At 35.4% G+C, this 25,022-nt stretch carries 18 protein-coding genes and 1 other RNA gene; 8 read left to right on the forward strand and 11 right to left on the reverse strand.

Annotated features, from left to right (window positions below; translation table 11 throughout):
- The 5 genes from GQ598_RS11125 to GQ598_RS08030 form a co-directional block, all read left to right on the forward strand.
- Positions 1-191: hypothetical protein (locus tag GQ598_RS11125; protein WP_237410340.1), on the forward strand; the 191-nt coding region annotated here is incomplete at its 5' end.
- Positions 192-210: 19 nt separating this feature from the next.
- Positions 211-1,821: a hypothetical protein gene (locus GQ598_RS08015; protein WP_160403511.1), complete on the forward strand. Its 1,611-nt coding sequence runs from the start codon at positions 211-213 to the stop codon at positions 1,819-1,821.
- Positions 1,822-2,137: 316 nt separating this feature from the next.
- Complete coding sequence (locus tag GQ598_RS08020; RefSeq protein WP_160403513.1) at positions 2,138-2,872, forward strand: carbonic anhydrase family protein; 735 nt, start codon at positions 2,138-2,140, stop codon at positions 2,870-2,872.
- A 193-nt stretch (positions 2,873-3,065) separates the two neighbouring features.
- Positions 3,066-3,560 (forward strand): hypothetical protein, encoded by a 495-nt coding sequence (locus GQ598_RS08025; protein ID WP_160403515.1) that lies wholly within the window; start codon positions 3,066-3,068, stop codon positions 3,558-3,560.
- Between the two features lie 107 nt (positions 3,561-3,667).
- A complete protein-coding gene (locus GQ598_RS08030; protein WP_160403517.1) occupies positions 3,668-4,576 on the forward strand; it encodes a DUF5655 domain-containing protein in 909 nt (302 codons plus the stop codon).
- Positions 4,577-4,642: 66 nt separating this feature from the next.
- Here the strand turns inward: GQ598_RS08030 and ssrA are convergent.
- Both ssrA and GQ598_RS08040 read right to left on the reverse strand, forming a co-directional pair.
- Positions 4,643-5,007, reverse strand: a transfer-messenger RNA (tmRNA) gene (gene ssrA, locus GQ598_RS08035).
- Positions 5,008-5,071: 64 nt separating this feature from the next.
- A complete protein-coding gene (locus GQ598_RS08040) occupies positions 5,072-6,049 on the reverse strand; it encodes a D-glycerate dehydrogenase (protein ID WP_160403519.1) in 978 nt (325 codons plus the stop codon).
- Positions 6,050-6,663: 614 nt separating this feature from the next.
- Here GQ598_RS08040 and GQ598_RS08045 point away from each other — a divergent pair.
- The gene (locus tag GQ598_RS08045; RefSeq protein ID WP_160403520.1) at positions 6,664-7,560 is read left to right on the forward strand and encodes a DMT family transporter; all 897 of its coding nucleotides are present in this window, start codon (positions 6,664-6,666) and stop codon (positions 7,558-7,560) included.
- Positions 7,561-7,637: 77 nt separating this feature from the next.
- Here the strand turns inward: GQ598_RS08045 and GQ598_RS08050 are convergent, their stop codons facing one another.
- Positions 7,638-8,930 (reverse strand): virulence factor family protein, encoded by a 1,293-nt coding sequence (locus tag GQ598_RS08050; RefSeq protein ID WP_160403522.1) that lies wholly within the window; start codon positions 8,928-8,930, stop codon positions 7,638-7,640.
- A 1-nt stretch (position 8,931) separates the two neighbouring features.
- Positions 8,932-11,535 carry a bifunctional lysylphosphatidylglycerol flippase/synthetase MprF gene (mprF, locus tag GQ598_RS08055; RefSeq protein ID WP_202112721.1) on the reverse strand — a complete coding sequence of 868 codons (2,604 nt, stop codon included), beginning with the start codon at positions 11,533-11,535 and terminating at the stop codon, positions 8,932-8,934.
- A gap of 404 nt (positions 11,536-11,939) precedes the next feature.
- Between mprF and GQ598_RS08060 the strand changes: the two genes are divergently transcribed.
- Positions 11,940-12,623, forward strand: coding sequence for an HD domain-containing protein (locus GQ598_RS08060; protein WP_160403524.1), 684 nt, complete (start codon positions 11,940-11,942; stop codon positions 12,621-12,623).
- A 101-nt stretch (positions 12,624-12,724) separates the two neighbouring features.
- On the opposite strand, the gene GQ598_RS08065 is transcribed toward GQ598_RS08060, so the two are convergent.
- The 6 genes from GQ598_RS08065 to GQ598_RS08090 all read right to left on the reverse strand — a co-directional run bounded on the left by GQ598_RS08065 (position 12,725) and on the right by GQ598_RS08090 (position 23,289).
- A complete protein-coding gene (locus GQ598_RS08065; RefSeq protein ID WP_160403526.1) occupies positions 12,725-13,648 on the reverse strand; it encodes an AEC family transporter in 924 nt (307 codons plus the stop codon).
- 27 nt (positions 13,649-13,675) lie between these two features.
- Positions 13,676-16,339 carry a bifunctional uridylyltransferase/uridylyl-removing protein GlnD gene (gene glnD / locus GQ598_RS08070; RefSeq protein ID WP_160403528.1) on the reverse strand — a complete coding sequence of 888 codons (2,664 nt, stop codon included), beginning with the start codon at positions 16,337-16,339 and terminating at the stop codon, positions 13,676-13,678.
- 170 nt (positions 16,340-16,509) lie between these two features.
- On the reverse strand, positions 16,510-17,640 hold the full coding sequence (nrdB, locus tag GQ598_RS08075) for a class Ia ribonucleoside-diphosphate reductase subunit beta (RefSeq protein WP_160403550.1): 1,131 nt from the start codon (positions 17,638-17,640) through the stop codon (positions 16,510-16,512).
- Between the two features lie 139 nt (positions 17,641-17,779).
- Positions 17,780-20,068, reverse strand: coding sequence for a class 1a ribonucleoside-diphosphate reductase subunit alpha (gene nrdA, locus GQ598_RS08080; protein WP_160403530.1), 2,289 nt, complete (start codon positions 20,066-20,068; stop codon positions 17,780-17,782).
- Positions 20,069-20,363: 295 nt separating this feature from the next.
- Complete coding sequence (locus tag GQ598_RS08085; RefSeq protein WP_160403532.1) at positions 20,364-21,755, reverse strand: hypothetical protein; 1,392 nt, start codon at positions 21,753-21,755, stop codon at positions 20,364-20,366.
- 187 nt (positions 21,756-21,942) lie between these two features.
- Positions 21,943-23,289 (reverse strand): replication-associated recombination protein A, encoded by a 1,347-nt coding sequence (locus GQ598_RS08090; RefSeq protein WP_160403534.1) that lies wholly within the window; start codon positions 23,287-23,289, stop codon positions 21,943-21,945.
- Between the two features lie 170 nt (positions 23,290-23,459).
- Here GQ598_RS08090 and lolA point away from each other — a divergent pair, with 170 nt between their 5' ends.
- Positions 23,460-24,053, forward strand: coding sequence for an outer membrane lipoprotein chaperone LolA (lolA, locus tag GQ598_RS08095; RefSeq protein ID WP_091346431.1), 594 nt, complete (start codon positions 23,460-23,462; stop codon positions 24,051-24,053).
- A 128-nt stretch (positions 24,054-24,181) separates the two neighbouring features.
- On the opposite strand, the gene exuR is transcribed toward lolA, so the two are convergent.
- Positions 24,182-24,961 carry a transcriptional regulator ExuR gene (gene exuR, locus GQ598_RS08100; protein WP_091346429.1) on the reverse strand — a complete coding sequence of 260 codons (780 nt, stop codon included), beginning with the start codon at positions 24,959-24,961 and terminating at the stop codon, positions 24,182-24,184.
- Between the last annotated feature and the right edge of the window lie 61 nt (positions 24,962-25,022).

Below are 25,022 nucleotides of genomic sequence, written 5' to 3' on the forward strand. Positions count from 1 at the left end.
AGTATGGTATCACTGGCATTTATGTTAATGTGGCTGCCAATGTATTGTTGAGCAATTTATGTACAGCAAAGATCAACAGCCCCTATTCAACAGATTATAATTTCACCGCTTTTAAAGCAAGGGAAAGCTCATTAGTTGAGCAGTTAATTATAAAAAATCTAAATAAAACAAAAAATTACTTGACGGGATGAACGAAATGCGCTATCATACTTGGCATCTGGCATCTGGCATCTGGCATGCCAAACCTACGCCCTAAAACTTATTGAATCTCACGGTAGTCAAAAACAGACACCATTCTTATTTTCATTACCGAAATCGACAACTTTATCGGCAAGACGATCGCCGATTTCCAATTTGTTATCTAAATCCGCACTGGTTTTTGCGCCACTGCTCTCATTGTCATATACGCAAGGAACACAGGCGTTGACGGCATATACATCAAGGGCAATAGAGGGGAGTGCACCGTATTTAACGTTTGATGGAGGTCGAACTAAAGCGACTTCAACAGATAGTTTATTGTCTATTACGTTGTCGGATGGTAGAACTTTTACACCGTCAACCAACACATCAAGTGCCACAAACCCCATAAAGTTACCTAATGCAGGGGATACTATGGGTGATATAGTTACTTTTGTGCCACCATCAGTCAACCAATCGGGTGTTTTCTATTCAGTGAGTTTAAACGATTTAGTGAATACATATCATTATTGGGGGGATGACGATGGAGATGGACAGGGTACTAATGGTCTAACAGCAACGGGGAATTTATCGGTGAATTTTGCTGATAAGAATAATCTTACTGTTAGCTGTAGTGATATTTTAGATCCCTGTAAGGCGCCTTATGAAGTGAGATTACGTACTTCTGGTGGAAGTTTAACGACCCAGTATGGCGTGCCAAATAGCAGTACTTTTGGTCGTAGTTCGCTCGTGGTGTATTATATCAGTCCAAAACAGGCTAAAGTCTGTCACGCAAGACCGAGTTTATATTTGGGTAGCGCTGATTATTTTGTTTCTAATGCGACGCGTGATGACAGTCGCTATGCAGGCCCATCTAGCATATGGAATCCTGAAAAGGGCTTTTTAATGCAGTCTACAACCCCATCCTCTTACGGTCTTAATTTTCCGACAACAGGTGCTGATGGTCTTTATTTTGATTTAGATATAGGTGGAGTAGATGAAAATCAGTTGACTTGGTCTCCCGTTACTCATGAGGGAATAACAGCGGCAGTGCATCGGGTAAGACCACGTTCTGGCTCATTCTCTGACAGACAGGGAAACAACATACAATACGATGCTTGGATTCATGATAGATCCCAATATGTAACTCGGGTAACGTTAAATGGTCCTAAGGCAAATAATAGCCAAACAGGTTCAAATAATCCTAGTCGTCTAAGTGTGCCAATTTTACCGCAGACCTTTGAGTTAGAGGGTAGGGATAGCAGTGGTAATGTGGTGGTCAAGTATGGTTTTGTATTGCAGAAGTGGTTCGTGGACCGAACTATTGAAGCTGCTCGGAGAAATCATTCATCTTGGTGTAGTAGTTTGGGTTATCGTATGCCACAGGTTAGGGACTTGACTAACGCAGTGAAGACAGGTAGTACCCCTGTTATTGGCGCCATGCCGTCGTCAACAGGTAATTATTATGAGCGTCGAATAGGGGGAGGATTTTTTTCGGAGTGGGGCATCTCGGGATTTTATAATATCAAAACCACACTCTACTGGGCGAGTGACGTAGCAGATTTATTTGTCGACTCGTTTGACGGCCACATAGAAAACTCCCGCTCCAGTTTTTACCGTCATGGCATTTGCGTAACACCTTGACTTTTAATCTTTAAGCTGTGAGGGTGCTTATTAGGGTGGCCGTGGCGGCTGAGCCCCATAATCGTGCTCTTTCCGACCGACGATGCTGAAGGAGTGAATAGTTTCTCAATATAAATAATTAGGCATTATTATCATAAAAATTGAGTAAAATTAGTACTAAACAAAACAGGCTATTTTCTAGCCTGTTTTTTTGTATAAATGTCAAATAATTTTTTTATAAAAATATTAAAAAGTGATGATGTACGATTCTAGTAAGGTGATTTTTTGTGGCGTATAATTTGGTTCCCACTAATCAACTGTCTAGCGTAAAATCAAGATGAAATTTAATGCAATAATTGCGGCCTTAATGGTTACAAGTCTATCTTGTGCTGCAACAGAACCAGCTCCTCATTGGGGCTACGAAGGTGAAAATAGCCCAGAAAATTGGGGAAGCCTTTCGCCAGAATTTTCAACCTGCGAAACTGGAAAAAACCAATCACCTATCAATATTGAGCATGTTTTTAAAACGCACCATGACAAGCTTAAACTAGCATTTAAACAAAGTAAGCAAGAAATCATCAATAACGGTCATACAATTCAAGTTAATGTTAATGATGGCAATACGCTTGAAATTGACAACGAAGTGTTTACGTTACAACAATTCCATTTCCATACACCAAGCGAAAATAAGATTAAAGGCAAACAATTTCCTATGGAGGCTCATTTTGTTTATAAAAACAAAAATGGTGACTTAGCGGTTATCGGCCTGATGTTTAATAAAGGAAAAGCTAACCCTGAATTGGCGAAAGCTTGGCAACAAATGCCAGAAGAAGGGGATACAGCAGCATTAAATCAGCCTGTCGATATTAAGGCTTTATTACCGAATAGGTTAGATTTTTATCGCTTTAGTGGATCTTTGACAACGCCACCTTGCTCTGAAGGTGTTCGATGGATTGTGTTAGAGCAAGAAAGTAGTGCATCTGCTGAACAAATTGAAAAGTTCCATTCAATCATACATCATGATAACAACCGTCCAGTTCAACCTTTGAATGGACGAGTGATTGTTGATTAATATTTCCTGTCTGGCTTGGTTAACAAATTTTTAATTGAGCCAGGTTATTTAATCTGAATTGCTAAAATCTGTATAAAAATTCATTATATTGTTTTATTATGAGTTATCGGGCTTATTGTATAAATTGATTATGGAAAGGTTTTTTTTAGGTACTTTTTTTATTATTTTCTCATTTTTGTTTATATTATATTTTATGCCAACCATAGGAAAAAATAATGTACTGAACAATTCAATCAATTGGGATAATACAATTTCTCTAGATGCAGAGGATCTTGCTGAGCAAGGTATTAAAAAGATATATGACCAATATGTGGTTCCTCATTTAAAAAATTATGTAGTAAAGCCAGCTGAAATTGAAGAGTTAATAGCTATTGATAATGCTGAGTATCGAGTCAAAGTAAACAATAAAATTTATTTTATATACAACAGCGATGATCAAAAACCAGAATATTTGTCGTGGGGATATGCCACTTTTGCATTGTTTGATATCGTGAACCAGCAACTTAAGGATTCGGACTATAAATTCTATGCTATTAATAACGGCAATGAGTTATCTGGTATATTTATGTCAAAAGATCAGTATCAACAATATTGCCACGAATTAAAAGTAAATAAAGACAAACCCAGTGATTTTCCTTATATACCCACGCTAGAGCCTGATTGGTTTGGGCAGTATCATGAGATATAATAAAATTAATTTGTTTAAATAATTTATTTTATTATATATGTTGTTAGCATTAGAAATTATTGTGCTTTATTCAACAATAATATTTACCAAATTAGGCTGGGAGAACAATGCAAGTTTTTTTAAATAAAAATCAAAAGCTAACGCTTTTGAAAGAAAAACCTTTTAAGCTAGAAAAAGAAATTCAAACATTATTTGAAAATAATTTAGATATTATTGGTAATTTAACTTTTGTAAAATCTGAATTCAAAATTAAAGATTATCGTATTGATACATTAGCCTATGATACCGAAAGCAATGCTTTTGTTATTATAGAATATAAGCGTGATCGAAATTTAAGTGTGATAGATCAAGGAGTAACCTATTTAAATCTTATGCTCGATTATCAGGCTGACTTTATTGTTGAGTATAATGAATCTTGCCAAGCTAATTTAAAACGTAACCAAATTGACTGGTCGCAAAGCAAAATTATTTTTGTTTCCCCTTCTTTTACTGACTACCAAAAACAGTCGACTAACTTTAAAGATTTAGCAATAGAACTGTGGGAAATTAAACGGTTTGATAACGATTTAATTTCGATTAATCCGATCAAACGTTCTAAGTCAGCACCAAGTATTAAACAAGTACAACATACAAAAAATTCTGTATTAGATAAAGTGACTAAAGAATTAATTGTATATGATGAAGATTATCATTTAAAGGATAAATCTGATGATGTGCTAGAACTTTATGAAAGCTTTAAAAATGCGATTTTATCCTTATCAACAGAGCTAGAAATATCGCCCAAAAAGTTTTATGTTGCTTTTAAACAGGGTAAAAATAATATTGTTTCTATACACTTAAAAAATAAATCATTAAAAATCTGGATTAATGCTAAAAAAGGCAATCTTGACGACCCTAAAAAATTAACCAAAGATGTTTCAAATATTGGTCATTGGGCGACTGGTGATTATGAGTTAACCGTGTCTGATACCAAAAACTTAGAATATATTATGAGTTTGGTTAAGCAAGTTCTATAAAGGGATGAGTTTTGCATTAGGGGTAAAAATCCCGTGTGTAAATAGTTTTTATTTTAAGAGTGATAGTGGTGGAGCTGGCGGGAGTTGAACCCGCGTCCGAAATCTCTACATCCTCGGTACTACATGCGTAGTTTGTTTTTAGATTTCATCTACCCGCTGCGAACAAACACGCCACTGATAAACTAGCTTGATTAAGTTTAATGCTTCCGCCCCAAGCAAGGCTTCCACACGATCTCGTTTGGGTTTGACTCCTCTTGATCCCCGTCCTACGAGCGGAGGCTAGGGAGAGAAGGCTCTATACAGGTTATTAAGCTGCTAGTGCGTAGTTTTCGTCGTTTGCGACTATTTTTTTGCGGTTTATTTACGAGGCCTACCGCACCTCGGCATGCACCTTGGGTTTCGCAAATCCCGTCGAATCCAGAATCAGCCCCAATTGTGATTTGTAACTATGTACAATATCGGGCCATTATAGGTGAATTCAAGTATGAATACAAGTTAGCCGACTTCGGGATTAACCCAGTTTTCGGTTGGTTTTTCGTCTTTTAATGCCGTAATGATATTATCAACAGCACATTTTGCCATCGCGTAACGAGTTTCTACCGTTGCTGATCCTACATGAGGTGATAATAATACGTTATCAAGCTGTAGCAATGGTGAGTTAGTTGGGAGCGGTTCTATCTCGAATACGTCTAGTCCTGCAGCTTTGATGGTTTTATTTTTTAGTGCTTCAAATAATGCTTGTTGATCAATAATTTTGCCCCTTGCGCCGTTAATGAGTATGGCTGATGGTTTCATTAAGGCGAGTTTTTCTTTTGTAATTAGTTTTGTCGTTTCTTCGGTTAAAGGTAGGATGATCACTATAAAATCGGCTTGTTTTAATACGTTGTCGAGTTCAAGACGTTTAGCATTATAGGTTTGTTCGATATCATGCCGAGCTGATCGGTTGTAATAAATAATGTTCATATCAAAGCCACAATGAGCGCGTTTGGCAATTGCTTGACCAATTCGTCCCATGCCTAAAATACCGATGGTTTTACCGTAAATATCGGTTCCATAATATTCCGGTGTGATCCCTTTTTTCCATTTTCCGTTATGAATGAGGTTAGATAATTCAACAGTTCGGCGTGCGGTTGCCATCAGTAGTGTAAAAATTAGATCAGCGGTGCTTTCAGTTAGTACTTTTGGTGTATTCATTAATCGGATGCCATGTTTGTACAAGGCATTAAGATCGTAGTTATCAAAACCAACTGAAATGGTTGCTGCTGCTTTTAATTTTGGCATTTTGGCTAAAAAGTTATCATCAATACGAGTGGGGATGTTACCGATCATGCCTTCGGCATTAGCTAGTGTATCAGTATAGCTTGTTGAATTATAATCTGTGTTGTCATCAAATATGGTTAAATTGAAAGCTTGTTCTAGTCTAGTTTGTTGGTCAGCAGGGATTTTACTGAATAAAACTACGTTCTTTTTCATATACTCTCCTACACAATTTTATTTACATCATTTTGTAACAGTATATCGCTATTTTTTAGAATTGTAATTCAATCAAAATTAGCCGATTTTATGTATGTTAATGAGTTTTAAGAAAGTATGTGTATAAGTCAAAAATAAAATTTGTAATAGTTTAGATAGTAATGTTGATTGTCTATTAATTTAATACTTTGATTAAAATTAATAGGTACGGTTTTATTGATAATTTTATTTTAAATTTTAAAAAAAAATAAAAATAATTATTAATTAAAAATCATTGTGTTAATTGTTTTTTTGTTAAATATTAAAAAATCGGTGAAATTAAATTGAACTTTTCCCTATTTGGATTGTCTATATTAACAGATTATGTTTTTCATTTTTTGCCCTCCACTCGAGTGTTCGAGTGGATTTTTTTTGCCTTGTTTTTGGTTAAAAATAATTTGCGTTTAGTTAAACAGAAATATAGTATCTATTTGGGTTATTAAATAGCATTATTTTATCAATTCTTCCTTCAATATTTTTTCACTTTATGTTGAGTTGCTAATTCTAAAAATAAATATCTAGCAATAAAATGCGTTTTAATAATAGTTTTATTTATGTGAGCTGAGAGAGTTTTCATGTTATTTACAAAAAGAATACAAGGGCACCTTGTTGCACTTATGACAGTGTTTATTTGGGGAACAACTTTTATTGCAACTAAAGTTTTATTAATCGATTTTAAGCCGATTGAAATTCTGTTTTTTCGATTTAGTTTAGGGTATGTTGTCCTTTGGATCTTAGCACCACGTTTTTTTGCATGGCAGGGTTTTAAAAAAGAGTTTATGTTTTTGTGTGCTGGGCTGTGTGGTGTCACTTGTTATTTTTTGTGTGAAAATATTGCATTAACTTATACAACGGCATCTAACGTTGGGATTATTACTACTTTAGCACCAATATTTACTGCGATATTATCGATATTCTTTTTAAAGGCCGAAAAACCGTCTAAACGTTTTTATATTGGTTGTTTATTTGCCGTTATTGGTGTTGGTATCATTAGCTTTAATGGAAAGTTTGTTCTTTCGCTCAATCCACTTGGTGATCTGCTAACTATGTTAGCTTGTTTGTTTTGGGCTTGTTATTCAATTTTGGTAAAAAAGAGTAGTAATTATGGTTACAATACAATTTTATTAACAAGAAGATTCTTTTTTTATGGTCTGATGTTGATGTTGCCAGTATTGTCTTTCTTCGATTTTGAATGGCATTTTTCTCGTTTTACCGATCCTGTAAATCTACTCAATATTTTATTTTTAGGTGTCGGTGCTTCGGCAATTTGTTTTGCATCTTGGAATTATGCTGTTAAATTAGTAGGGGCAGTAAAGATTAGTATTTATTTATATTTAGTGCCTATTCTTACCATTATTGCTGCAGTTGTTATTTTGAATGAACCTTTTACTTGGATTGCCGCTATTGGTACATTGTTTACGCTTTGCGGTGTACTATTGTCAGAAGGTAAGGTTAGTATAAAAAGAATCTAATTTTTTATTTGTCTATGAAAGCCCAAAAGACCCACTAGTCTCTTGGGTTTGATAGTTTTTTTATATTTTTGATATCATTAATTAAGTTGTTGTACTCTTTTGTCGATGGCATCCATAATAATTTGTCCAAGATGTTCATAATTTTCATCAAAATGGTGTCCGCCGGGTAGTTTGAATGCTTCACCTTTCATTTCTGGTTGTAAGCATCCTGTTTCGTCTTTTTCTTCTTCACCGTAAATACAAAATAGTTTACTTGCCGGAATTTTGTTGACTTCTGGCCCTGTTTTCATTTCGTTGCCTGATTGGCCAAGCCAGCCACTGATTTCGATTTCAAAATTAGCATCTTTTGAAAAGGCGATCATAACAATTGCTTGAACACTATTTTGATCTGCAATTGATAAACGATTATAAAGCGAAGGTAAGATGTCTCCACCAAATGAATATCCTGCCAGCACAAAACGGGTTGTCCCCCATTTTTCTCGGTATTGTTGCATTAAGTAGCTCAGATCTTTAGCGCTACGTTCAACCGAACGATGTTGCCAAAATAGCTTTAGTGCATCAACTCCAACCACGGAATAACCGTGCGAAGCCATGTATTCAGCTGATACTTTATCTAAATCACGCCAGCCCCCATCACCCGAATAATAAAGTGTTACTGTATTAGGGTGAACTTCTTTATTGGTTGCCGGTAATTCAATAACAGGTAGTTGTTCATATTTTCCAAATAAAACCGATGCAAGGTGTAAGCTTAGTAGTTCAACTGGCGAGGCTTGATACTCCCCTATTGACGTTGTAACAGCGATTTTTTTTTGTTCACGTGGAAAGACAGCCACTTCTTCTTCAGGTGGGTTATTCCAAATCACTTGCCATGTTCCATGGCTTGCTTGTGCTGGCAAAGGGAGGTCACAATCTTTATGATTTAATGTAAATTCAATTGATAGTGCTTTCGCATCATCATTTTTTTGCTCTGTTAACCAACGGTAAGCAAAAGCCGCACCTTCTTGCATTCCAGCAACGACAAATTGTGATTCATTTAATATCTTGACGGCTTGATTAAAGCGGTTTTGTTGTTCGCTACAACTCTTTTCTTTTGGTTTTAATTCAAACTGTACTAGTTTGGCACCCATTTTTTCGGATAAGTCTAATAGCTGTTGTTCTGTAAAATGATTTCTATTGGTGGCAACAATGATAGCAGCAGCTTCAGCTTGTTGTTTAGGGCTTGCTGATATGATCGAAAAGTCATTGCTGATTGTTATCGTTTTTACTGATGCACGACTTTGGTTTTTTATCAAATACCAACCAATAAATCCTAGTAATGTTATGAGTATTACGGTAATTAAGAATAAAATATAACGTATTATTTTTTTCATTTTATGAACTCTTATTCTTTTTTAGCCCTGTTATGCCGCCTGAAATGAGCATGGTTGTGTCAATTATTGCAACTAAAGGATCAAGTCCTGCAGGAACGGCCATATAACGCGGTTCCCAATGTGTTGCGAACTTTTCTTTAAAACGGCGTAATCCTTGAAAATTATAAAAACGCCCACCACGACGAAAAACTAATGCACCGAGCCTTTGAATCATAGGCGCTCCCCGACGCCTTTGCATTCCAGCAAGGGGTACCATGCCTAAGCTGAAGTATTTAAATCCTTTTTCTTGATAATGTAAAATCAAACCAACCATCAAAAATTCCATCGTTAATTTGGGAATATCTTGCACAACACGCATTAAATCGATACTAGCTGAATAGTTTTGATTAGTTTCTAACAAATTAACAAAAGCAATAATGCGTCCTTCATATTCGATGGCTGCGATTGTAAAATTATCTAAATATTGTTTAGAAAAAGATCCTAATGAGAATTTTTTTTCTTTCGAATGTTTGTTTTTAAGCCAAGCATCCGATACAGCTTTTAATTGCTCAAGTGGCGCAGTTCCTGGTGGATAGAATTTTAATGAGAGTCCATCGCGTTGCCCACGATTCCATGTATAACGAAGATCTTTATAAGTTTTTGATGTTAAGTCAAATATTTTTAAGTTGACTAATGCTTCTTCGCCGAGCTTAACTGTGCGCAAACCAATATCCATATAGAAAGGCAGATTAGCCGCTTTGACTTGATAAAACACAGGACGTAGGTGATGTTCGTCACATAAATCACGGAATGACCAAATCAAATCGGCTTTTTCGGCGTTATCTCCTATTGGGTCATAAAGGGCGACCATGCTTCTCCCTCGTCTTGAATACATGATGAATGCTGTTTCGCTGGCATTAAAAAGTAATGATTTATCACCACTCATCGCAAGCCCACCTTCTGGTTGTTTTGAATCTAAAACAATTTGGTAAGCTTTGCTAAGCTGGTCATTGTTAGGCGTGGTTAAAATAGGTAATGCGGGACGGAAAATCCAAAATAGCATGACACAGCTTAATAAAATAAAGCTTCCCAAAGCTGCACGTAGTGCTCGAGGAACTTTGCTATCTAACTCAAATTGCCACCATAATGAGTGGCTATAAGGTACGTCTTGATAGATGAATAATATTACCCACACAAAAAGGGCTATGGTGCAAAAGCAAATTGCAAAAAAATTAAAAGAAAACGGTATGACGATTAAGCGGCTTTTTCGATAAAAAGCATGTCTAAAATGGATTAATAAGATCGCGACGCATAATAATACGCTGGCCTCTATCCAATGCAATCCTCGTAGTAATGAAAGTGCAGATCCTATTAGTAATAATATGACCGAAACACTCCAAGCCGAAAATAACCGGCGACGTAATCCCATTGCGAGTAATAAGAATAAAACACCAATTAAGCTAGCACTTAAATGCGCAATGTTGATCACTTTTTCAGGAATAAGAGAGATGATTAATTTGCGGTTAAAACCAGGTAAAACGCTTGAGAACATCATAACAACGCCAGCAAAAAAAACTGTTGCTGCCATGACTGACGCAGCAATACCTGTTTTGGCTTCTTTAGCTTGTGGAGGGGCTAAGAAGTTTTTCCCCTCATTGGCAAGTAACAAAATACTGGCTGGAATTAGGGGGAGTAAAATATAAATGATACGATAGAGAACAAGTGCAACGGTTAACGATGCGGTCCCTATTTCTGATGATAATGACGCTAGCATAATAGCTTCAAAAACACCTACACCACCAGGCACATGGCTTAACACTCCAGCGACTAATGCGAGAATGTAAATCATAATAAAAGTGAAGAAATTAGGTTGTATTGGCAATAAAAAATAAAGTATAGCGCCAGCTAAAACAGCATCAAATAGAGTGATAACAAGCTGACAACTTGCCAATTGAATGTTAGGTAAACGGATTGTCCAGCGAAATAATTTAAATAATCTGGTATTTTCATTCGGCCTTTCAGGCAATCGATGATAGCATAAAAAAATGAGCAACAAGGCATAGATGCTAAATATTGAGCCTGCTGTTAACCATACGCTGTTTTTTGTCATATGAAGCGCTAACATGGTTTGATGAGGATGGATGAGGGCTGCGATTGCTGCAAATAACGGTAATGAAAAACCTAATGATAATGTCACAAAAAGAGACATTCTAGCAACATCTATAGCGGTTAAACCTTGTTTAAAGTAAAGACGACACCTTACAGCACCACCTGATAACGCCGATAGACCGATTGCATTACCAATAGCAGAGGCGCAAATTCCACCAACAATAATAGTAGAGGGTTTTAAATTAACGCCTGCGTAACGTGCGGCTGACCATTCGTAACAGATTAACATTAAATAGCTACCGATCGCAGATAGGCATGATAATGCAATTGTACGCATAGATAAATTATGTATTGCGAGTTTTAACTCACTAAGATTGATTTCTTTAAGTAAGTGCCAGCATACAATAAGTGCTATGAAAAAAATAGATAGGCCAAATAGTAGAGCTAAAAATTGGCGATAGCGAGTGAAGTATTCTATGAACTGCCAAGGCAAAACTTTACGCGCTGATATTTTCACTTAATCAACTCCAATACTTGCTTCGATAATATTTTTATTTTCGCATTCTACCTTCCCAATCTAGTTAAAACAATCATAGAAACATAAAAAATATTCACATTAAATATTTTTTTAATTTATGTTATCAAGTTTACTTAATATTTAAAAAAATAGTTAGAAGTTTGTTTATTTATATAAATCGAAATATTAGTATGTAATGGTGGCGAGAAACGTCATAAATACATGTCATTAAGGAGGTAAGATTTTATCGCAATAATATATAAATAGCTAAGGTTGATCATTGGCCAAAATGAATATTAATTTACTATGTTTAGTGAAGTATTTGACAACTATTTTTTATTAATTCTATTTAAATTTTATGTAGTTATTATTTTATCTTAATTAACTTTTTGAGTAAAAACTGGATGAATAAATTACCAAATACACAATTAACAGAGCAACAGCAAAAAATTGTTTTGGATATCCAACTTTTTGTGAAACAAAAACTTATTAATGACTTTTCGGGTCATGATATGGCGCATATTGAACGGGTGGTGAGATTGGCTGTGCAGATTTTGCAACATGAACCCAAAGCTAATAGCTTTATTGTGATTGTGAGTGCTTATTTACATGATGTTATTGATGACAAAGTAGTTGACGATGTCGACCAAGCTACCACTGAACTACGTCAGTATTTAACATCGCTAGCTTTGACTAATAACGAAATTGAGTTGATTTTTGCTATTATCGAAAACATGTCATATCGAAAAAATCTTTCAAATAAAAAAACGTTATCGCTTGAAGGTCAAATTGTACAGGATGCTGATCGTTTAGATGCACTGGGCGCAATTGGCATTGGGCGTACTTTTTATTATGGAGGAAATAAGCATAATATAATGCACGATCCTTTAATTCCGCCAAGAATGTCAATGACAGAACAGAATTATAAACAACCTAATACCGTCATTAATCATTTTTACGAGAAGCTTTTTTTGCTTAAAGATATAATGAATACTAAAACAGCAAAAAAAATGGCTAAGCAGAGGCATCGCTTTTTGGTTCAATTTGTCGCGCAGTTTGAAAAAGAGTGGTTGGGTGAAAACTCATGAATGATCACCTGATTTTTGAATAGTTGGGTTAGGCGAGTATGCCGTACGCTACCTTAAAAACGGATGTTAATCTATCTCAAGATCGCTTGGTTTTTTTACAATTAGAACGGTATTGGTGCACCAACAAGCCACAGAACAATAGGTAATGTGATTAAGCTTAATAATGTGCTTAATAAGGTTGCACTGGATACCAGTTCTGGGTGAGTATCAAACTGAACTGACATGAGCGTTGTATTGGCTGCGCTTGGCATTGCAGCTAATACAATTAATGCCTGCTTATAAATTGGTAAAATGGGCATAAAATAGACCATGCAAAATGCGACTAGTGGTGAAATAATCATTCGAGTAAGTAATGAAAATGAAAGCTTGGGATAATCCAGTTGTTGGATCTTTATTTTGGCAAGTTGCATTCCCAAAATGATCATAATCACAACGATCGATGAATCGCCAATCATTCCAATGGATGTCATAATTGATTTAGATAAAGGAATATGACATAACTGAAAAAGAATACCTAAAAAAGCGCCATAAGCTACAGGCATTCGGATAACTTTATTAATGACATCTTTTTGACTGACAATGTCTCTACGAGCGCTGCCTTTTGCTGCATAATAGATACCAACAGTGCTCATTACAAATTGTTGTAATACCATCATAATCACGCCAAGGTCAAATCCAACTGAGCCAAAAAAAACTAACAGTACTGGTGTACCATAATTACCATTATTCATAAAACATGAACTTAAAATCATGGCGCAGCGCTCTTTGGTTGAATATTTCATTATCGTAGACAAAATTGAGATGATAATAACTAATGAAAAACAAAGACCCAAAATATAACAAATATAAAATAGATAATCGGTAGTCAAATTATGCGTATAAAATGTTTTAAATGCCAAAAAAGGGGATAGTACATAAAGTGACATTTTTGATAGATTAGCAACATCAAAATTTAAGGCTTTTTGTGCGATGAAGCCCACAATAAAAATACAAAAAATAGGGAATAAAATAATAAAAAATTGCATAAGTTATATCTTTTTGGGTTAATTTTATTAATTCATTGAATCAAGAGCAATAACGATTGATTCTCGAAGCTTTTGACAAGTATCATCATCAAGCGCTTGGTTGTGTTTATCTGTTAAAATAAACAGATCTTCAATATGTTCGCCGATAGTTGCAATTTTTGCACTGCGTAATGATAAGTCCAAGTTAGCAAATATTTCACCCACATAAGCAAGCAATCCCGGTCTATCGAGTGCAATGAGTTCCATATAAGTTTGACTATCATTGAAAGCAGAAAGAAAGTTAACTTGAGTGGGTACTAAAAACGATCGTAACCGTTGTTTAGGTGGTTTAATGGTTACACCTTTATAAATAGGTTGCTGTAGTGCTCTATCAAGCGCATTTACTAGGCCTTGATTTCGATCTTCTTGTACTGTTTGTCCATTAGGATCTAATACAATGAAAGTATCAAGTGCAAAGCCTTTTTTATTTGTAATGATAAGCGCATCGTGAATTGTTAAATTGTGCATACTTAGCGTATTACAGACAGTTGCAAATAAGTAAGGTCTATCTGGCGAATAAATAAAAATTTCACTGCCACCATGATATGGATGAGGATTTATGGCTACCAAGATTTTGGTCAAATCGTGCTGTAATAAAATTTGTGTATGCCATACAATCTGTTCTTTAGTATAACGAAGAAAGTAATCAACACGATAGCGTTGCCAAAGATCTTTAACGATCTGTTCATCATAATTTTGCTTAAGTAAAATGGCTAACGCTTCTTGTTTATTTTTACGTGCTATACTTCGTTGCTCAGGAATTTGGCGGATATCTGAATCAAAGGAGTTTTTTGCATTAAGGTAGAGTTCACGCATTAAACTTTGTTTCCAACTATTCCACAGAGTTTCGTTTGTTGCACACACATCCGCCACTGTAAGACAAAGCAAATACTGTAAACGACGTTTACTTTTGACAATTTGAATAAACTCGTTGATAACGGTAGGATCTTGTAAATCGCGACTTTGTGCTGTTACCGACATTAGTAGGTGATAACGTACTAACCAAATAACTAACTCAGTATCTTTGGTCTCTAATCCGTGCAATTGGCAAAATTCTTCAACTAGATGGGCTCCAATTTCAGAATGATCACCATGTCGTCCTTTACCTATATCATGAAATAATCCCGTAATAACTAATAATTCAGGTTTAGATAATTTAGCAAAGACTTTTGCGCTATTAGGGTGTTTTTGTTTGCCGCTTTCTGTTTTTAGACTATCGAGCTCAAGCAATAAGCGGATGGTGTGTTCATCAACGGTGTAAGCATGAAACAGGTCAAATTGCATCATGCCAGATATCTGTTTCCAGCCCGGTATATATACCGAAAGTATGCCATATTTATGCATGGGTAAAATTGCTTTTTCAATTGCATCTGGGTGTTTGATAATTGACATAAAAAGCGATCTTGCTTTGGCATTTTCACAAAGTAAATTAGTTAGAGAACGTCTTGCTGAGCGTAATTGTCGAATGGTATTAGAATAAAGTCCAATCACTTGAGGATTAAGCAATATTGTATAAAACAGCTGCATAATCATAATAGGATCTTTTTTAAAGATCTCATCATCTCTTACATCAATGAGTTCGTCTCTAATTTGAAAATATTCATCGATATTATAAGGTTTATTTTGTGGGCTATGATGATTAAGAATAGATTCATAAAACAGCTGTAATAGCATTTGATTGAGTTCAGTAATATTGTGAGCAACACGATAATAATCATGCATCATTTTTTCTACAGGTGTGTTACCTTCACCTTTGTAACCTAACATATTGGCAATGCTAAGTTGTCGATCAAAAAGCAAGCGGTTATCATAACGAGAGATCACGCAGTGCAAGGCAAAACGCATTCGCCATAAAAATTTACGACACGTTTTAAAGTCTGCAATATCTTCAGGAGTTAAGTAGTTGAAATCGGACATTTTTTGCAAAAATTCGCCACCAAAATGGCGAGTTGCGATCCATTGAATGATTTGCATATCCCGCAAACCACCTGGACTATTTTTTAAATCAGGTTCTAGATTATAAGAGGTACTGTGATATTGTTTGTGGCGTTCTTGTTGTTCTTGAATTTTTGCTTTATAAAAGGCATGGGAAGGCCAGATTTTATCGCTAAAAATTTGTTTATGTAGTTCATCTAACAGTAATCGATTTCCCGAAATAAGTCTTGACTCAATCAAATTAGTCATTATGGTGATGTCATTTTTTGCTTCTTGTAGGCAAATTTTTAATGTCCTCACACTGTGCCCTATATCTAAATGTAAGTCCCATAACAAGCGAACAAGATCACCAATTTGTTTTTCAATTTCTTTAGTTAATGGATAATCACTAAGAATCAAAATATCAATATCTGACAATGGATGCAATTCAGCCCGTCCATAACCGCCAACGGCAACCAAAGCAATGCGGTTGCGTTTAAAGAAAGAGGAGACATGTTTAGGTATTTGGTAAAAAGACCATAATCGTTCAAGCAAACGATCGATAAATTGACTACGTAAATGCACTAGCGTATCAATATCAACTTGTTGCTCAAATTGCAGCATAGACCATTGTTGAAAAGCTTCAAGCTGTTGCTTTAGAGAGAGGATATTTATCTGTTCATCGCTAAAATCAAGCGGTGATACAGGGTAAAACAGATGCGTTTTAGTCATGGTCATATTATCAAATCAAGATAATTCAATAGCCATATCCTTACCCGATTTTCAATGAGTGTCAAGCTACCGTTAGAATAATATGATTATTTATGACTGATAGTTATAATCAAAAAGGAACAATAATTTGTTCCTTTTTTTAAACTTTCAATAAAATATAAGTTTTAGTATAAAACCTATAAGGTAAAATCGCTTAAATCATCTTCATTCATTTCAGCATCAATTTGCCCAACCAAATAAGAGCTCATTTCGGCTTCTTGTGGCGCAACTTGTACATTATCAGATACTAGCCAATTATTGATCCATGGAATTGGATTTGATTTGGCTTCAAACGGTAATTTTAGTCCAACCGCTTGCATACGGATGTTGGTGATGTATTCGACATATTGGCATAAAATGTCTTTATTCAAACCAATCATTGATCCACCTTCAAACAAGTATTCTGCCCACTCTTTTTCTTGATTTGCTGCTTGCAAAAAGAGGTCATAACATTCTTGTTCACACTCTTTGGCTATGTCTGCCATTTCAGGATCATCTTCGCCACTTCGTAGCGTATTAATCATAAATTGTGTGCCGGTTAAATGTAGGGCTTCATCACGAGCAATAAGTTTAATGATTTTTGCATTACCTTCCATGAGCTCACGTTCTGCAAAGGCAAATGAACAAGCAAAACTAACATAAAAACGAATAGCTTCAAGTGCATTGACGCTCATTAAGCACAAATAAAGTTTCTTTTTTAGTTCGCGTAAATTAATCGAAACAGTGCGATTATTGATATTGTGTTTACCTTCGTTAAATAAATTATAGTAACTTGCGTAGCTAATAAGGTCATCGTAATAACCTGCAATGTCACCGGCACGTTTTTGTATTTCTTTATTGGTGACAATATCATCAAAAACGACAGATGGATCGTTAACAATATTACGAATGATATGTGTATATGAACGTGAGTGAATGGTTTCTGAAAACGACCAAGTTTCTACCCATGTTTCAAGTTCTGGAATAGAAATTAGGGGTAATAATGCAACATTGGGGCTGCGTCCTTGAATTGAATCAAGCAAGGTTTGATATTTTAAATTACTAATAAAAATATGTTTTTCATGTTCTGGCAATGCGGCGTAATCAATACGATCTTGAGAAATATCGACTTCTTCAGGGCGCCAAAAGAAAGAGAGTTGTTTTTCAATTAATTTTTCAAACATTTCATACTTTTGTTGATCATAACGCGCAACATTTACTGGTTGTCCAAGGAACATGGGTTCTTTAAGCTGGTCGTTATGCACATGCGAAAAGGTACTGTAATTCATACTCATAAAAGAACTCCTACTAATTTATCGTTGCTTTTACCGCTACCTTTCGACAGTGTAAAAGGTAAATGAGTGGGGAATGATTTTCCCCTCATAAAAATTTTATTTTATTATGTTGCTATTTAGGTCTTAACAATGGCTAAATTTTACAAGCGCCACCTTCACAACCATCGTCACTGTGTGTTGTTGGAACAATATCACCTTGAATATCTTCAGCACCATCGCGTGTATTATGATAATAGAGTGTTTTTACGCCAAATTTATAAGCGGTCAATAAGTCTGATAATAGCTGTTTCATCGGTACTTTATCATTTGGGAATTTAGTCGGATCATAATTCGTATTAGCCGAAATTGATTGGTCAATAAATTTCTGCATAATTCCTACTAATTGTAAATAACCTGTATTATTTGGAATTTGCCAAAGTAATTCGTAGAAATTTTTCAAATTGTTATAATCTGGAACTACTTGTTTTAAAATACCATCTTTAGACGCTTTAACGCTAATAAATCCTCGTGGTGGTTCAATGCCATTTGTTGCGTTAGATATTTGTGATGAGGTTTCTGATGGCATTAATGCTGATAAAGTTGAATTACGAAGCCCATGAGTTTTAATTGATTCTCGTAGTGATTCCCAATCATAATGTAAAGGTTCTTTTGTAATAGTATCTAAATCTTTTTTGTAAGTATCGATTGGTAAAATGCCTTGAGCATAAGTTGTTTCGTTAAATAGTGGGCATGCACCCTTTTCTTTAGCAAGATTATTAGAGGCTTTTAACAAGTAATATTGCATGGCTTCAAAAGTACGATGCGTTAAATTATTAGCGCTACCATCAGAATATTTAACCCCATTTTTGGCTAAATAATAAGCATAGTTAATGACGCCAACGCCTAATGTGCGACGATTGATTGAAGAGTTTCGAGCAGCAGGAACAGGATAATTTTGGTAATCCAGCAGCGAATCAAGCGCACGTACAGTTAAGTCAGCAAGTTCTTCAAAGTCATCTAATGATTCGATTTGACCAAGGTTAAAGGCTGACAACGTACAAAGTGCAATTTCACCTTTTTCATCATTGACATTATTAAGTGGCTTTGTTGGTAGCGCAATTTCCATACATAAATTAGATTGATGAACTGGCGCTAATTGAGCATTAAATGGGCTGTGGGTATTACAGTGATCAACATTTTGGATATAAATACGCCCAGTTGATGCGCGTTCTTGCATTAATAATGCAAATAATTCAACCGCTTTCACAACTCGTTTGCGAATATTTATATCTTGCTCATATTGGTGATAAAGCGTTTCAAATTTATCTTGATCGGCAAAGAAAGCATCATAAAGTCCCGGCACATCTGATGGGCTAAATAAAGTAATATTTTCGTTTTTGATTAACCGTTGATACATTAATTTATTAATTTGCACCCCATAATCTAAATGGCGAACACGATTTTCTTCGACTCCACGGTTATTACGTAAAACTAATAAGCTTTCGACTTCTAAATGCCAAAGAGGATAGAAGACGGTTGCAGCCCCACCACGTACACCACCTTGTGAACAAGATTTAACGGCGGTTTGAAAGTATTTATAAAATGGAATACAACCAGTATGAAAGGCCTCTCCATCGCGAATTGAACTACCTAAAGCACGAATTCGCCCTGCATTTATTCCAATGCCTGCCCGTTGTGATACATATTTTACAATAGCGCTTGCAGTTGCGTTGATTGAATCTAAGCTATCATCACACTCAATTAATACACAGGAACTAAATTGACGAGTAGGGGTGCGCACACCAGCCATAATAGGGGTGGGCAGTGAAATCTTAAAGGTAGATACTGCATCATAAAAGCGTTTTATATAGCTAAGGCGTGTTTCTTTTGGGTAGTTGGCAAATAAACAGGCTGCGACTAGAACATACAAAAATTGCGCGCTTTCATAAATCTCTCCAGTAACGCGATTTTGTACCAAATATTTTCCTTCAAGTTGTTTAACTGCGGCATATGAAAAAGACATATCTCGCCAATGATCGATGAACTTATCCATTTCCGCAAATTCTTCTGGAGTATAATCTTCAAGCAGATGTTCGTCGTATCGTTTATTTTCTACTAACTTCTTAACATGTTCGTAAAGAGATGGTGGTGTAAACTGGTTAAAGGCTTTTTTACGTAAATGAAAAATAGCTAAGCGAGCGGCCAAGTATTGGTAATCAGGGGCATCTTGAGATATAAGATCGGCTGCAGCACGAATAATTGTTTCATGGATATCTGAAGTTCGGATTCCGTCATAAAATTGAATATGAGAACGCAATTCAACTTGTGATACCGAAACATTATCTAATCCTTCGGCTGCCCATGTAATGACTTTATGGATTTTATCAAGATTTATTGGCTCTTTTTTGCCGTTTCGCTTTGTGACAAGTATTGATTTATTCATTTTTCATTCACTGTAATTATGTATTTTTGTAATAGTTATAGTAATTGATATTTATCAAAATATACAATATATAGTACCTATTAATTATTTAATTACTATATATAGTGTGCTTGTGAATCGGTAATGCTGATTTTATTAACGAAAATCAGGTTTTATTGATTTTAAAAGGTACTGTTAGTTTTTATTAACAGCCCCATAAAGATAGGTATAAGTGGAAAAAATTAAAATATTGTATGTGATAAGATCTACCTATGAATAGATAGATCTTAAAATTTACAAGGGCGCTGTCAATACCTTATCTTCTAGGTATAGATACGCATATGCCATTTTTATCTTCTTTTTCTTTATCGCGACAATGATATTTACCGTCATAAGTATGTATATCACAATACTCTCCTACCCATGTATTCCATAAGTAGTATCGATTATAACTATTTGGTTGGTCTTCATCTGGTCCAAAAGATCCTGGATAAGGTTGTTGGCCCGGATCGCCCCATTCACTAAATAATGTTCCTATTTCACGTGTATATAATATTTCTTTTTTCTTATCACTTAACTTCGCATTGCTTACTTCGTTATCGTGACTTAAGCGATAACGACCACTTTTATTTGAACATGCCTCAATAACCTCATCAAGATCACCTTTCATCGCTTGTAGTATTCCTTTTTTGTTATATTTTTGCTTCCAAGCATCAAACCATTTGGTAAGGGTAAATGAGTATTGAATTGTTGTATTTTTGGTTTTGTTTTTTCCTTCAATGACAACGGTATACCCAGAGCCAGAACCCATAACATGTTGCCAAGCTTTACCTGGATTTCTTGCATCAGGGGTATTGAAAGTTACCGTGACATAATTAGTATTATTGGTGACATTAACTAATGCATTGCCTTGCTTAACTGTCCAAATGTAGTTTGAGGCGATACCTTGGTTGGACAAAAGCAAATCAAATTTAGCGCCATAAAAACCTGTAGTTGGGAAATTTTTTGTTGGATTAACACTCGATTGATGTAAGAAACCATAATTTGGATTCCATTGGTTTTTGTGACTCCCTTTAACCGTAGATGGATTTAATGAAGGTTTAGCATAACAAACAAAAGCATCATCTAATATAGTATACGTTTTAGATGGATGAGTGATGACATCCTCATTAGGATAGGTATTGGTATTAGGGATACCATACTGTGAAGATAAAATTAAATCAGCCGATAATTTGACTTTAAAAGGTGCATGCATTCCTTTTGAGGATAAGCTACAAAAAGTATCGTTATCCTTAGGGGTAAATTCAACAAGTTCATTATTTCGGTTAGTATAATACCAAGTCATATTAATTTTTTGTTGTCCCATGAGTTCAAGTGCTTTTAATTCATCGCCATCAAGATCAAAGTACTCATTACTATTCGGTTGTTTTATTGGCGCTGCATTAATTGTATTTTTGAAAGGGTAATGATGCTGAATGGGTAAATACTTTACTTCATCTCCATAATAGTTTTTGTTATCTACACTCAAACCAAATAAATTTAAATCATCGATGTTCTGCTCAATTATTGGAGATAGAGATGGGTGTATCCCGTGAATAGCTTGAGTTGTGTGAACGCTAAGACTTGCATGACTTATTTCGGAAAATTGCGATAATATTGTGGTGTATATCACCGATTTTAAATGTTTTTTTGTTATTACTTGATTCATGTTTGAACTCCTTTTCATTATTTTTTTATCCTAAAAAAATTAAAAGTCATCATAAAATGATGACTACTTTTAAAATTTGGCGATTTTAGATTAGGCCATGATAACTAGTCAAATGATATCTTTTTTAAAAATAGCTAATTGATCAAATTTTAGTTGATTGGTTGGATGGATGTGTAAAAGTATGAAATTAAACTTGATTTTTTTTAGACTTATAGCGTTGAATTAAACTCGTTTGGTTTTGTGCATCTAGCCATGCTAATTTATCTGTGTAATTTTTCTCGGCACCACGTGTTGTGGGGTGGTAGTATTTTGTGTCTGCCATTTCTTGAGGAAAGTAATTTTCACCTGCGGCAAAAGCATTTGGCTCGTCGTGGGCGTAGCGATATTCGGCACCGTAGCCTAGTTTTTGCATTAAATTAGTTGGTGCGTTACGTAGGTGTTCTGGGACATCATAATCTGGTTTAGATTGTGCATCGGCCATTGCTTGTTTAAAAGCAAGGTAAACAGCATTGCTTTTTGGCGCGCAAGCAAGGTAGATAATAGCTTGTGCAATTGCTCGTTCTCCTTCAGCTGGACCCACTCGGGTAAAACAGTCCCATGCTGCTAGTGCCACTTGCATCGCTCTTGGATCGGCATTGCCGACATCTTCTGAGGCAATAGCTAATAACCGACGAGCGACATAAAGGGGATCGCCACCGGCCGAGATAATCCTAGCATACCAATAAAGTGCAGCATCGGGTGCTGAGCCTCGAATCGATTTGTGGACAGCTGAAATTAAATCATAAAAACGGTCACCTTGGTTATCAAACCTAGCGCTGCGTTCACCCATTACCTCCTTGAGTAGTTCAGGAGATAGATCTTGACCATCGGACATGTCAACCAATAGCTCAAGTGTATTAAGCGCACGCCTTGCATCCCCTCCTACAAATTCAGCAATCTGTTTTTTGGTTTCTTCTGGCAGCAGAATATTTCGGTTTCCGTAACCACGGTTGGGATCGTCCATTGCTTGTTGTAAAATCTGTTCAATGTCGTAGTTGGTTAATGATTTAAGCAGATAAACTCGTGCGCGCGATAGTAAGGCGGAATTGAGTTCAAATGATGGATTTTCGGTCGTAGCGCCAATAAATGTTATGGTGCCGTTTTCAACATAGGGTAAAAAGGCATCTTGTTGGCTTTTGTTAAAGCGGTGAACTTCGTCAACAAATAAAATAGTGCGAATGCCTGCTTGTTGATTAATTTTAGCTCGTTCAATCGCTTCGCGAATGTCTTTTATACCGGATGTAACGGCAGATACTCGTTCAACTTTTGCATTCGCATGGTGAGCAATGATTTCTGCTAATGTTGTTTTACCGGTACCTGGTGGCCCCCAAAGAATCATTGAATGCAAATTACCAGCTTCAATGGCCTTTGGTAACGGCTTGCTTTTACCTAGCAAGTGCGCTTGCCCTATATATTCAGATAAGGTTCTAGGACGCATTCTTGCTGCTAACGGTTTAAACTCATCAGTGGTAAATTCAAAAGACATACTTGGCATGGAAGATCATTATCCAAATTGACAAATTGAATCTATTATATACTCGTTATTTAATAAGTGAAAAAAGAAAAGAAAATATCTTTTCCCATTAGCATAAAAACGGTAATATTTTGAACTAATTTAGTTATTAGACTTTATTTAAATTGTTAGATGAAAAGTAAGGATTGGGCATGAAGAAGTGTTTATTGTTAATTGGGTTATTAGCGAGCTTATCAGTATGGGCTGGAGATAAAGAAGTATTGCAACAACGTTTAGATAAAATTGAAGGATTTTATGCCAGTTTTTCTCAAAATGTGAAAACTGAAGACAATCAACCTGTGCAGGACGGTAAAGGAGATTTATGGGTTAATAGGCCTTACTATTTTAATTGGACAATGAATGAGCCAGATGAAACTTCAATTATTTCTGATGGAAAAAATATGTGGGTGTATACGCCAGCGGTTGAGCAAGTAAGCGTAATGGATTTAAAAAAAGCGGTTGATAATCGTTTAATGTTACTTATTACTGATAGCCACAATCCAATTTGGGATGTTTATCAAGTGACTCGCAAGCAAGACTCATTTACACTTAAACCGACGGATGGATCTAATCAAGATTTTATTATTTCTGTATTACCTACAGGTATGATTTCAAATTTCACTATTATTGAAGAAGATGGACAACGTAGTTTTTATGATTTGTCTCGACAAAAATTGGGTAAAGTATCATTAGACAAGTTCAAGTTTACGCCACCAGCAGGTGTGACTATTGATGATCAACGCTAGAGTTTTATAATATTTTTGTGCAAAAAATTACTATTTAGGCGTTATTTGGTATATAAAATAACGCCAATTAATTTAGTTGTAAATTTTATTGTTAGTGTTTTTTGTTATCTTGTCTGATGAGAAAGTATTTATTCGTAGTTGTCTTCATTAATGCTAACAACTGGATTATCAGAGAATAGATAATGATCGCGTTTAGTTTCAAAATCCTCGCTTATGGCATCAAATAGCATTTTTTTCGTATTTTCTAAGTGTTGCCACATAGCTAATTTAGCAGCTTTAGGATCTCGATTAATGAGAGCTTCTAAAATTTTGTCGTGTTCTTCCCACCAACTTTCAATATCTTGTTGTTGAACATGCTCATGAAGTTTTTTCCATAAAGGGTTTAATGTTCTTTGTCGCCATGTTTCTTGAACAATGGTAGTTAAAGCTGTATTACGAGTTATCATAGCGATTTGAGTATGGAATTTTAAGTCCCAATTCGAATCACGATAGTGATCTTCTTTTTTTGCATTATGTTGGATTTCTAATAGTTTAACGATATCATCTTTAGTAATTTGAGTTGCGGCAAATTCTGCAATATTGCTTTCTATTAGTTGACGAGCTTGCAGTAGTTCAAATGGCCCAGTGGTAGAAAAATTTAAACCGGGTGAAGATGTTAAAATATTGGATTGTAAACTATTGGCAATAACATGAATACCAGATCCTTTTCGTGCATCAACAAAACCTTCAACTTCAAGCATAATAATTGCTTCTCTTACAACTGAGCGACTAACTTCTAGTTCCTCACAAATTAATCTTTCTGACGGTAATTTGCTACCAACTGGGTAAGTACCATTAATAATTCTTTTTTTTAATTCGGTTGCAATAATTTGATAAAGTCGTTGATATTCGTTTTGTTCCTGAGTCATGGTAACTTTTACATAATTCCTAAATTGCTCATCATTGTAAAATAACATCTAATCGTGTGGA

Source organism: Gilliamella sp. Pas-s95 (genome assembly GCF_009795795.1).
Classification (GTDB): domain Bacteria; phylum Pseudomonadota; class Gammaproteobacteria; order Enterobacterales; family Orbaceae; genus Gilliamella; species Gilliamella bombicola.